This is a genomic window from Mucilaginibacter sp. PAMB04168, from assembly GCF_039634365.2.
GTDB lineage: Bacteria > Bacteroidota > Bacteroidia > Sphingobacteriales > Sphingobacteriaceae > Mucilaginibacter.
On record NZ_CP155079.2, the window covers coordinates 4,324,494 to 4,337,289 of the forward strand.

The window sequence follows — 12,796 nt, forward strand, 5'->3', positions numbered from 1 at the left end:
AAAACACTTAATTATTTGGATTAAAATTCAGCGGATTATCAGTACGAAATGGTGCAGCGGGCAACCCGGCTTTGTTGTAAAAGTTAGGTTGAGCGGCTTCGTCCCAAGCAAAACGTACGGCAACCGGCTTTTTAACAGACGGTGCCGAAAGCAGTAACTGGTTGTCCTTAATCATTACATTGGCGGGCACAAACTTATTATCGGCACCTGCAATTGTAAAATGTGTTAGCGGCTTACCGTCCTGGCTAATCAGGCCACCACCTAAATGGGTAAAGCTTAAAATGGCCTGGTCGCGGTCTACTTTCATGCTGCTAAACACTGGACCCAAATACTCAGCTTTTGAAGCATATGTTTTACCTAAGGCAACCAACGCCAGCCTCCGACCCACTTCCCACTTAAATGGTGGATGAATGTTTTTTACGTTATCATTTAAATCGGTAGTAATGATCATACCGGTGTTTGGTATTTTCAGCACTTGCTCCTGCGCTTCTCTAAACTCCGGCAGTGTTTCTGTAGTGAACTTTTTGTCTTGCGAGTTGAGGAAGGGTGCCAACTGCACATAATAAAAAGGCATGGCTGCGTTCTGGAACACTTTACGCCAGCTCTCCATTAGCGCCTTCATTTTGTAAATATAGCTGGTGGTTTCGCCCACATTGCTTTCGCCCTGGTACCATAGCACACCTTTAATTGCATAAGGTGCCAAGGTCTTAATCATGGAGTAATAAAACTTACCATGATCGGCAGGTACTTTTATGGTTTTAAAGTAGGGCTCTTTATCGTACGCGGTGGTATCTATCCAAGGCTCAATACGGCTGCCGCTTACTGCTGATGAGATCACACCCACGGGCACTTTTAACTCCTGTTGCAACTTTTTAGCAAAGAAATACCCTACCGCCGAAAAATTACGCAAGGCTGAATCCTGCGCTATGCTCCAACCACTATGAGTTGAATCGGGTTTCACCTGACGTTTGCGGTCTACCAGAAAAATGCGGATAGCCGGGTTATGCGCCCGTTCTAACTCATCAATAGGCGATGCAGCCGTGCTAGTATCGGGCCTGGCCACTTTGCTGTTCTTGCGCATTTCATACTGCATGTTGCTTTGGCCCGAGCATAGCCATACCTCTCCTACCAATACATTAGTAAGCGTAATTTTATTTGTGCCGGTTATAATCAGGCTCTCGCCTTTTGCCGATGCTGGCATGGCGCTTAAAAGAACTTTCCAATTGCCATCAGTACCGGCAACGGCAGTTTTGAGTTGCTTGCCGAATTTAACCGTAACCTTTTCGCCAGCTGCGGCTGTGCCCCATATGGGTACCGGTCGGTTACGCTGTAAAACCATACCATTGCCTAAAATATTGGGCAGCACCACTTGGGCTTTGCTGCTTAGCGGTTTCAACCCGCAAATAGCAAGTGCAAAAAGAGCTATATGGAAACTACGTTTCAACATCAATAAGGCTTTGTAGTAAACGATTTGATATAGAATGCGGCCTGTTTAACCGGTTCGCCAGCTTTAGGCAAGTCGTAACTCTGGTCTGTCGGGGTATCGGCATCCGGAAAACGGCGTACATCGCCCGTGCGGAATACTACGCGGCTGATGCTGTTAACAGGCGCAAAGAACAACGACGGAGAGAGGTCTTTACCATTTACATTTACATAGTAGAAACGGGTGTCTACATTAAACTTCAGCTTAATGGTGTAGGCCTTACCAGCCTCGTATTTCATAAAGTTTTTATAGCGGTACCCTGCCTTTGCCCGGAAGTTGCCCGTTGAGTCGAAACTTAGGCGGATAGCCGCCTGGCCTTTCTCATCCTGAAACTCAATATCGAGCATACCGGTATTATTTTGCGCCGGTGTAACCGTAAACTCTGTTTCCAACTTTTTAGATACTGGTACCACCCGCTCAGCCTTGGCATAGTCAAAACGGTCCCCATCTTTCAGCGAAAGGCTTTTGGTACCGTCAGGCGCTTTTTCGATACCCACAGGCGACCATTGCGGACTAAAGGTGTTCCATTTATCCAGTTCATGGCCAGCAGGCAACTTGTTAAAATCTTCATTAGCATGTTCGGAAACCGTACTGGCAATCGGCACCGGGATAGATGAAACCCAGATGTCTTCCTTATTCATGCTATAAGTTACCCACATTTTACCATCGGGCGGGGTTCCGTTACCTTCAATAATACCACGCACATACTGCGGACCGTATGATTTGTAATTACCGCCGTAACGCATGGTAGAAATTTCGCCGTTCACTACCAGCAGGTTTTTATAATCTAACCCATCATCACTTACCGATAAGGCCAGCGGCCATCTAAATTCGGATGGATTGTACACCGTAGCATATTTACCATCGCTGGTACGCTGCCCCCATATTTTGGCGGTAGCGTTTACAAAGCGCGGTGCACGTGCAGCATTCTGTGGCCATGTTTTACCATTATCGGTACTAATGGCGGTTAAGGCATTTTTCCATAAGCCAACTACGCGGCCATCAGGCAGGTGATAATAGTTGAATGCCTTGTACTCTTTATGTAATGGAATAAGCGGGTCTTTACGGTCGGTTTCTTCTACCCACTGCATCATCATGAGCGGGTTAGCCATCAGCTCATCACAGGCCTGAACAAACCCTTTGTCTTTACTTTTTTTATAGAAAGGGTATGACGTGTTGCTCTCATTCCATTTAGGATTGTAATGTATAAAATAGATAGGGCCATATTTGCCATTAGGCAACACCTCACGTACCACGCGGCCAATACCCAGGCCATCATTTGGATCGTCGTGCGCATCCAGCACAATACCATAAAAGCCCAGTACCAGCAAGCGGTTCGATTTGGAGGTATAAAAACCCATACGCTGGTGCATCACCGACATTAAATCTTTAGCAACGCCCGGGTTACCGGGTTTGGTAGTACCATCGGGTATTTTGTACTGTGGAAAAACCACTGTTGGTTTAGACCAGGTATTACCATCCTTAGAGGTAATTACTAACGTTTGGCCTGGTGGCACACTTTCGCCTACTTTATCGCTCAGGTATTCAACATAAAAAGTATTTTTCCAGTAAGCCAGCATGGGTGCGTGATTATAGGTAAACCCAAAGCCCTCGGCCTGCTCAGGATGTTCGCGGTTGGCCCTGAATATTTGCTGACTATGTACACCTACCACCGGCGTTAACTGGCCATGATGGTAATCAACATTAACCACCGTATTACCGCTATAGTGTACCGTATCCTGCGCATTAGTAATGGTTGCCACACTTATAGCAGTAACTACAGTTAACAAATATTTAAATTTCAATATCTTCATAGGTTTTATAATGCCTGCATTACTGCTGGCCTATCTCTTTCTTAATATTATTTAACGTTTTTTTACTTACTTTAAATATAGTACCGTGCTTGTGGCCTTCGGGTACTTTTACCTGGTTTGATATATCGGTAAATGTTTTAAAGTCGGTGGTTTGCATAGCGCCGTAACGTTTCAGGCGATAAGAATCATAGTAAATGAGCCATTTATCGCCTGTCTTGGTCGCATTAGGGCCTTCAGAAAACAATTCAGTAAAACGCTTCGAGTAGTCATGGTATGGCCCTAACGGGTTATTGGCAAAAGCCACCAATATATTACGGTTAGGCCGCGTGTTATCTTTCATCACCAGTACATAATCCTGACGGCCTCTCTTTAAAATTTGCGCATCAATTACACTGAAGCCGGGATCAAGGAAAAGCTTGGCTGGCGTAAAGGTTTTAAAATCTGTTGTGGCGGTATAGTAAAGGCGGTGGTTGTTATTCTCATCCTCCTGCCCTTTGGGAAAGCGAAAAGGGATGGTTGATGCCCATACAATGATAAAGCGCTTAGCTTCATCGTCATAAAATATTTCCGGCGCCCACACATTAACGGTAGTCGGCTCATTAGCCATAATATTAATATGCTGCTGTGCCGACCAATGAATCAAATCTTTAGAGCTGGCATAACCAAAACCTTGATCGGCCTTCCAGCCGGTAGTCCAAACCAAATGAAAGGTACCATCCGGCCCCTTAGCAATGGAAGGATCGCGCATTATTTTGGCATCACCAACCTCTGGCTTGATAAAAACATGGTTTAAGTCGGTCCAGTTGTAAGCATCGGTACTGTACAGCAAACGCAAACCTGCCGAGGCCGGTTCGTTAAATGACGTGAACATATACACGTCTTTTTTGGATGCGCATGATGTGATGAGCATTAAGCTGCCCAGCAACCAAACAAGCTTTATCATCTTAAACGATAGTAAGAGATCTTTCGGAACGGACGGACTTTTCGCCTTAAGAAGATTCTTCAAATATGCGCGAAATGACAGTCCACTTTTTGAATTCAAACTTTTCATCAGACCTATCTCCTTCCCTTAAACTACATCCAGTATCAGCACCCAATCGTTGCCGTTAGCCGGCTGGCCGGGCGGATTAAAGTTCATGGTAGCCGTTTTGGTTTGCGTGCCCACCAGGGTGGTTTGCCCGGTGCGAGGGTTGAACCAAGAAGCTTTTATTTTAGCGCCTTTTAACTTAGCAGTATTCACCGCTATAGTTTTGCCTGTATAAGTGTATACCATAGCGTAGTTGCTGCCACGGGTAGCCAGCAGGTAATTATAGCGTGTGCCTTGTTTACCTGCAATCAAAGACTGATCGGGTACACGGTCGAAATACGAACGCGAAAGCATAAGTTTCTTCACATACTGCATTTGCAGCGCACCCGGATCGTTAATGGATTGGTACCAGTATTCCTTGGAGCCGTAAGCACTGCCTTTATCGGTAGGCTTATGCATTTGCATTACATCATTATTGCCATACGTGTAACCGCAAGCTCCTGCAAATACCGACCAGTAGGCATAGCGACGAACATCTGCAGCTTTCCAACGCGGCAGTTTAACGTTGTGTAAACCGTAAGGTATTTTTTCGTACGATGGCTCGGCATCCAGCGTAGGCTTAACGGGCGTTTTGTTGTAATCAACTTTTACGTATTTCCAGTTATCCTCGCCATACTTTAAATCTTTGGCAGAGGTATCTTGTGCATAAGTACGGTGGCCAGATTGGAAGCAATTAAAGTCCAGCCAGCTTTCGTTATGAAACCAGGTGGATGATTGCGTACGGCCACGGGGGTGATAAGTAATCAGTTTGTCGGGGTTACCGGTGCGCAGGGTGCTGCCAATGGTGTTCCATACCTGTGTTGAATCGCTGCCGGCAATATCGCCGCCATTCATCCAAATTACGTTGCTTCGGTTTTTATAACGTTCGGCCAAAAAATCAGCATAAACTTTAGCATTAGCCGAATTAACATGACCGGTTTTTGATTTGACAACCGATCCCCAAACAGGTACCAAAGCCATGTACAAACCCTTTTCGGCTGCACGGTCTACTATCCAGTCTACATGGTCCCAATAATCGTATTCTGTAGTATTAGCCAGGTTACTACCCTGGGTAACTTTAGGCTTGGCAATGTTGGCCGAAACTAAAGCCGAGTCGCCGTAAATATTCACTTCATTAATGTCGTGAATAACCATTACTTGTATTACGTTATATCCTTGCTTGCGGCGGGCTTCCAGGTACTTTTCTGCCTCATCACGATTGAGTTTAGAGAACAGCAGCCAGCCTGTATCACCCAGCCAAAAGAACGGCTTTTCATTATTGGTAGTGAAATAGCGTTTGTTAGATGATACTTTAAGCTGGGGCAGTTGTGCAGGCTCTTTCACTATAAAAGCAAAGCCTATAACCGCCAAAAATAATATGCAGATGATTTTTTTTGACATAACTTTAAATACGTTTTAACCACAATACCGCAGCGCCGTTAGCCGGGCTTTGCAAACCGACAAGTTTAGCGCCCTTCAGTTGCTTAGGTGCCGATAAGTTATTGCCTGTTCTGGGATCTATCCAGTTAACCTGGTAATTGGCATTCGCATCCGTTGCAACCGGAGCTACAGCTCCGGTATTGCTGTAAATAATGAAACCTTTAGCCGGATTGCCCAGTGCCCATTGATCCTTAGGATTGCCGGTTAGCTCTAAGGCTTTCATACCTATAGCATCGGCCAATAGCTGCTGATTAACACCTGCAGGCAAATTTGGTAATGAACCACCGGCTATAAAAGCGGCCCAACCAAACTTATCGAAGCTATCGCCCGAGTAGATGACTGCCTTTGCGGGATACTTTTGGCGGTACTCTTTTACTGCACGGTAAACCTGCTCGAACGATGTTGCCTTAGGCTTTAGTAAACGGGCATGCTGACGAGGCGCAAGGTTCAGGCCGCCGGCAGGTGCATAAGCGCTGCCATCGGCCTGATAGTGCCAGTAACGGATATCGATCACATCAATAGTTGAGGAACGGGCAGGATCGGCCAGGATAGCGTCTTGCACGTCTTTAGTAGTGCTTAAGCCTATAATGGCCTTCTTGCCTTTTTCTTTCTCCCACTGTTGTATGGTTTCTACCCAAAACTGAACAAAGTGCAGCGGACCGGTAAACTCAGCGCCAATCATTTGTATGACGCCGTTGTTGCCGGTAAAATTATCCAGGTTTTGGCGGATGAAAGCCTGATGCAGCTTGCGGCGTACCGGATGGTTTACATCGTAAAACTGCTCAGACATAAACACACGTTTATCACCTGCGTAAGGTACTGGTTCAGGGAAACCGGTATTGTTAATATTGTTAACAGGTCGCCAAGGGAAATCGGCATAATGCGCACCGGCCTCAATAATATTATGCTGAAAATAATTTTGGTTTATAAGTACCAAGCCCTTTTGATCGGCCAGGGTGGCAAACTGTTTCAGGCGGCTCCAGTACCATTTATTGTATTGCGTAATATCGTACTTGCTCAGGCCATCCCATGCGGTTTCTTTACCGCTACGGGCAAAGGGTAATTCATAAAAGGGAGCCCAAACATCGCCATCTATACGGCGTATGCGCTCGTGGTCGTCGCGGCGGCGTTCATACCACAAAGCGTAGTTTTGTTCAAAACCTATCAGGTGCTGCTTTTGCATCCAGTTAGCAACTTCGTTCAAATCATCAGTTAAACCGGTGCCTGTACGGCCAGGTACCCAACGGGTAAGAGCTGGTTTTGCTCCTTTTTTAAGATACACCGGATCGATAGAACCATTCCACCAGGGGGCATCCATGCGCATGCCACTCAGTACCGAATTTCCTCTAACTAACCAGCCATTACTTACCTGCATTACTCCAGCCATAGTTGGGGCAACAGGTTGTTTGTAACCAATTTGGTCTATAGTTTTTACACCTTGTGCATTAACCGGTATAGCGTGGCGCTGCGGTACCTGGTCAATCCAATCGCTAATAGTTACTGCAGGTTTTACCGAATTAGCCGTGAGCTGAGCAGCTACCTTTACAGATGGACTGCTCGATGCTTCGGTCTCAATGTCTAAAATATCGGCTTGCTTGCTGATATCCCGTTCTAAACGCTGCTTGAGCTGTGTGTAGTAAAAGCTGCGCGGACTAAGCGTATTATTTGAATCGCCCCAGTAGCCATCGCCTGCAAATTGTGCCCAGGTACCAAACGCCCAGTTTTGAGCGCCGGGTGGCTGGTAACAATCTACACGTGCTGCACTACAATTCCATAAAAGGCTGTTCGCGGCATTCCAGCCGGCGCCTTGCCCATCCTGGCCGCGATTCATAAAACTTAAGGCCTGTCCATCTATATTCATCACATCATATAGCACGCCCGAAGCCCAGCTATCAATTGGACCGCTAAAACTGTACGGCTGCGAAGCCTGGCATTGCACAAATGCTGTTGGTCCGGGCGCACAATAGCCCACAGCAAAATCATGAAAGCCCTGCTCGGCGTATAAACGCTGAAACAAGGTTTGCCCGCCCATGGTCCAAAATGTATTGCGGCGATAGCCACCTATTTCTGAAACAGGAGCTAGTGATTTACAATCCTGAACAGTGATACGATTGCCGCTTTCGAGCACAAACACGGCCGAACCGGCAAAATGCTCAAAAGTTACCTGCCGTACCCAGGCATCGCGCACATTTTCGAGCGTAATGGCCATCCATCGGTGGGCCTCATCTTTAAGATTAGCTGCGTTATAAGCAGATTGCAGGCGTAGGTTTTCGACACCAATATTTTCAACACGACCGGTCCAGGCGTAATGACTTACCAGGCCACCGCCATAAGCAGAGTCAAGCGCTGTTGTTAACGGCGCATCAACAGTAATGGTGTTACCGTTTACAGCAGTTACTTTTCTGTCCCAAACAATATCACGCTCGCCCGGCTTCCAGCCCAGGGTGGTAATGCCGCCACCAAAGTGATCAGTTTTAAGAAAGTCAATCCAGTTCTTGGTGCTTGGCCTGCGAATGAGTATCTCATCACCTGCTTTAAACTTACCCGATGCGACCTTGAAAGACGTTGCATTAACCGGTACATAGGCTTCGGTAATTTTCAGGGTATCGCTTACACTGCGGTTGCCTTGCCCGGCTACTCGAATAAAAGTTTCGCGATCGGTACCTGCCGCAATAAGTGTTGTGCCGCCATTGCTCATGCCACTGCCACGCAGCACCACGCCCGATGCATTTATTTTTAAGCTACCGCCTACTTCGTATGTTCCTTTATTAAGCAACACAGCTCCCCTAAAACCATCCTTACCAATGGGTAGCGATGCTACATAATCCAGTGCAGCTTGTATACGCAAAGTAGCGTCACCTGCTTTTACGGGCACCACTACTTTAACAGCCACATCGGGTATGGCCTGCTCTGAGGCTTTATAGCCGGCGTACGAATAATCGGGTATGCGATCCCCTTTGGCATCAACCGCATAAACAAGTTTGCCGCTCTTGTCAGCGGCTACTGGTGGTTGGGGCTTAGCTTTAGGCGGCGCCTTTTGGCCCCATGCGGGCGCATGTATAAACATGCACCCTAACATGCAACCAACCAAAAATCTTATGTTCTTGTTAAGACTTACTGTCATTTAAATTATTTAGCTGATGCTGTGCTCTTTTCGCCTTTTTTAGCTAACTCATTTAAGTATACTTCGATGTTGCTGTAACCTCCGCCATTTTTAGCAAGGGCTGGTGAATCTGCCGCATTTTTAGGATTTAACCCATGCGCCGTTTCCCAGGCATCAGGTAAACCATCGTTATCACTGTCTTTATAAGGCGTACCTTTATAATCAGGATAACCACCTACCTGGCTTGGATCAGTTATGATTCCAATCTTGTAGGAGTCGATTGGCAGGCGGCGATGTTTAAATTGTGTATCAGGCAGTTTAACGCCTTCTTTGTATTCAATTTTACCGGTAGCCACTTGTTTGATAATGCGCGCATCCACAGCATCACGCACGGGTAGGGTTGCACCTGCATTGGTTAACACGAATTGGCGGGCAGCCTGAGCTGACGATATTTTAACAGCCGGCATAGGGAAAGGCTTGTTCCATTTCATGTAATCGGTATACTGACCGGCGTCAGCCATTTCTTTACCACCCTCACCTTCTACCTGAACGCCACCAGCCCAGTTATCAGCAGTAATTTTAGGATAGCCTTCCATTACGTTACCGTTCACATAAGCCATACCAAATACACGCTCTTTTAATTTAGAACGGCCTGATTCGGGTTTCAAAATGCGGTGACCTACCGGCTCGTTTTTAGGCGTGGCCGGGCCTGGTTGAAAATAGTTGTTGATGATGTTAAATTTAGCTGTGTAATCGCCGCCATCCATTGAGCGGTGTACCCAGTTAAATACTACGTTGTTTACAAAGTTGTAAATGCCGTTCCAGCCAATTGATGGGTTACGGCCAGTATTATCGGCCCATAAGTTGCGTACAAGCAAGCTGTTTTCGCCACCGGTAGTACTGCCAAAAGCATGGTTCCAGGTATCTAACGATTCTGAGTAGATACAGTTGGAAATGGTTACATTAACAGTACCCAGCTTTTCTTCTTTTGAGCCATCGCCCGGATCGAACATGTGACGGTAGATGGACATATTTTCATCCAATCCCCAGCTGGTTGAACAATGGTCGATAATGATGTTACCTACCGGGTTGCCGCCTAGTGAATCATCACGGCGGCCCACATTCGTTTCGCCACGGCGGAAACGCATATAGCGCAGCACCACATCATGGGTGTTTATCCAAACCGACTCACCAGCTACGCAGATACCACTGCCCGGGGCCGACTGGCCTTCGATAGTAATATATGGTGCCCGGATGATTAAAGGACTTTTAATGCGGATGATGCCTGATACGTTAAAAACGATTATACGTGCACCACCCTGCTCACATGCCCAGCGCAAAGTGCCGGGGCCGCTATCGGCCAGGCTGGTTACCACATATACCTTGCCACCACGACCGCCAAATGAGTGCGCACCGCCACCTTCTGCTCCTGGGAAAGCCAGTAGATCTGCCTGCGGTAAATCATTTGGACGCGCAGCCCATGGAATATAAGGTTTGCCATGGCGCATATCATAATCAACAGCTGTGTAAGCAATCTTCCAGGCCGAGTCTGACTTGCGTGTTGCCTCCTTCATCATGGCATTGCTGGCGGCGGCAACATCGGCCGGAATTTGAGGGTATTGGGCCATCACTGGTTTGGCAAAAAATGCAGCCGAACACAGTGACAGCAGGAAAAAGCTTTTTCTCATTATATAGCGGTTTAAATAAGTACTTAATCGTGTTTCTAATTAATACAGCCTAAAGCGGACTACCAATTAAAACAAATTACAAATACAGTAAAGGAAACTTAGGTAATTCTTGGTTTCTAAAATTTAACTATTTCAAATATGCAATGTACGGCTTGGCATTTTATATAAAATCTTAACAAACTCTTATAACATATTAGCATAACCACCTCTCAAGTGTTTAAAGGCTAATGATAGCAAAGTTGTTACAAAGGCACATAAATGAGTGTTAAGTCAAATTTAAGCACCTTTTTACAAACCACTACCGTCTGTTAATATCATACAATACTATAATAAAAAAGGGAAGTACATGTACTTCCCTTTTTTATTATAGTAGCCCAACTATTGAAGCGGATCGAAATTACCACCCCAACCCTTATTTTGCTGTATTTTAGGATTATTAGTCATTGTAGCCTGGGGTATCCCGAAGAAATAGTATTCATCTTTCCAGGCAATGGTGTATCCATTATCCAGGTTTTTTGGAAGAATAGTAAAGAATGCATACGCCTGATCATTTGTCAATGCATCGCGACCTACGTAAGGTGATGTTGAAAGGCTTGCAGGTGCTCCGGCATTCAGGTTGATTTGTCTACCTGTACGTACTTTACCGTTTAATACCGATGCAAATAATTTGCGGCGGCGTAAATCCCAGAAGCGTTTACCTTCAAAAGCAAATTCAATCTGGCGCTCATACATCACAGCATTAATAAGTGCAGCTCCACTTAAACCTGCTGATAAACCGTATAAATTATCCGCCCCTTTTTCAATACCAGCCCTTGCACGTACCAAAATCAAGTTGTCATAAGCTTCTTGAGGGCGGTTAGTCGCAGCGGCCGCCTCCGCAAGATTTAATAATACTTCTGCATAACGTATCTCCATCCAGTCGGTTCCAACAAACTGCACGTTACTTTGCAGTACACTTGGATCAACCGCCTTGCGGCAATAAAAACCTGTTGTACTGGCTGTGCCTGGTTCAACAGTTTTGTTGCTAACAAAATAAGTCCATAAACGGTAGTTTTGATTTCCTATGAGTGGCCACACGGCGCCATTGTAGGCTATAGTTGCATTGAAGCGCGGATCACGGTTCTGATAAAAATTCTGATCGTTGTAAGTGTACTTTGTTGATGTGCCGGGTGCCTTACCGTCAAGCATTGGGTAGGCCTTTACCATTTCCCAGGTTGGCTGATAAGTACTGCTGCTACCTGTTCCCATATAAGCAGGACGGGCCTGATTATCATAGGTGTTCGGTTTGCGGGTTTCTGTTGTAAGATTATTATAACCGGTCACCATTACGGCTTCGGGATTGCTAACTTCTGAAAACCACATATTTTGGTAAGAAGTATTAAGTTTCCAATCGGTGCCTAAAAGTGTTACCGCTTGCTTGCAGGTATTATAAGCTGATTCCCACCTTTCAGGGATGCTTGCTGGTGCATTTGGATCACTCACACCTTCGGTAACAAATTGCGGACTAGCCCAGGTAATTAATACACGCCCTTTAAACGCTGCTGCTGCGCCAGCAGTAAAACGTCCCCAATCAGCAGATGATGCCCATTTTTTTGGCAGGTACTTAATCGCGGTATCTAAATCGGCAGTTATTTGCTTAATACAATCTGAAGTTTTGCTACGGGGAACCAACGCGGCCTCTTTGGCTTCATCGCCAACTGCCTCTAAAGGCGTTAACACCAACGGTACACCGCCATAAAGGCGAACCAGGTCAAAATATCTGAAAGCGCGCAAAAACAACGCCTGAGATATTAAACGATTTTTAGTACCTGCTGGCAGCGAGCCTGCTTTAACATCTCTGATGAATGTGTTGATAAAACGTATCTTTCCATAATTATTGGTTACGTTTACACCGGTTGCAATATCACCCACTTCAGAAACACCTAAAGTTCCTCTAAAAAACTTCACATCTGCATATCCTTCATCAGAAATACCTGTGGGGTTTGAGATAGCGCTACTGGGGCTAATGCCTGCCCAGCCTGGTAAATTCTGCTCGTAAATATAATTAAGATTTAATACCGCTAATGTTGAGTCATTAAATATCTGACTGGCCACTGAGTAGTTTTCGTCAACATTATCTAATGCTTTCTTACAACTTGTAAGCAGCATTGGCACACATAAAGCCGCTATTATTACTGTATATAATTTTTTCATTTTGTTACT

7 protein-coding genes are annotated in these 12,796 nt (G+C 45.7%); all 7 read right to left on the reverse strand.

Annotation, left to right across the window (positions count from 1 at the left end; genetic code table 11):
• Positions 1-7: 7 nt before the first annotated feature.
• Positions 8-1,447, reverse strand: coding sequence for a sialate O-acetylesterase (locus tag ABDD94_RS18340; protein ID WP_345953449.1), 1,440 nt, complete (start codon positions 1,445-1,447; stop codon positions 8-10).
• Positions 1,447-3,297, reverse strand: a complete 1,851-nt coding sequence (locus ABDD94_RS18345) for a six-hairpin glycosidase (RefSeq protein ID WP_345953450.1) — start codon at positions 3,295-3,297, stop codon at positions 1,447-1,449. Before ABDD94_RS18345 ends, ABDD94_RS18340 begins: the two co-directional genes overlap by 1 nt.
• Before the next feature lie 19 nt (positions 3,298-3,316).
• Complete coding sequence (locus ABDD94_RS18350) at positions 3,317-4,240, reverse strand: glycoside hydrolase family 43 protein (protein ID WP_345953451.1); 924 nt, start codon at positions 4,238-4,240, stop codon at positions 3,317-3,319.
• A 126-nt stretch (positions 4,241-4,366) separates the two neighbouring features.
• The gene (locus ABDD94_RS18355; RefSeq protein ID WP_345953452.1) at positions 4,367-5,764 is read right to left on the reverse strand and encodes a glycoside hydrolase family 140 protein; all 1,398 of its coding nucleotides are present in this window, start codon (positions 5,762-5,764) and stop codon (positions 4,367-4,369) included.
• A gap of 4 nt (positions 5,765-5,768) precedes the next feature.
• A complete protein-coding gene (locus ABDD94_RS18360; protein ID WP_345953453.1) occupies positions 5,769-8,927 on the reverse strand; it encodes a DUF6298 domain-containing protein in 3,159 nt (1,052 codons plus the stop codon).
• Positions 8,928-8,932: 5 nt separating this feature from the next.
• Positions 8,933-10,534, reverse strand: a complete 1,602-nt coding sequence (locus ABDD94_RS18365; protein ID WP_345955993.1) for a polysaccharide lyase — start codon at positions 10,532-10,534, stop codon at positions 8,933-8,935.
• Between the two features lie 438 nt (positions 10,535-10,972).
• Positions 10,973-12,787, reverse strand: a complete 1,815-nt coding sequence (locus tag ABDD94_RS18370) for a RagB/SusD family nutrient uptake outer membrane protein (RefSeq protein ID WP_345953454.1) — start codon at positions 12,785-12,787, stop codon at positions 10,973-10,975.
• Between the last annotated feature and the right edge of the window lie 9 nt (positions 12,788-12,796).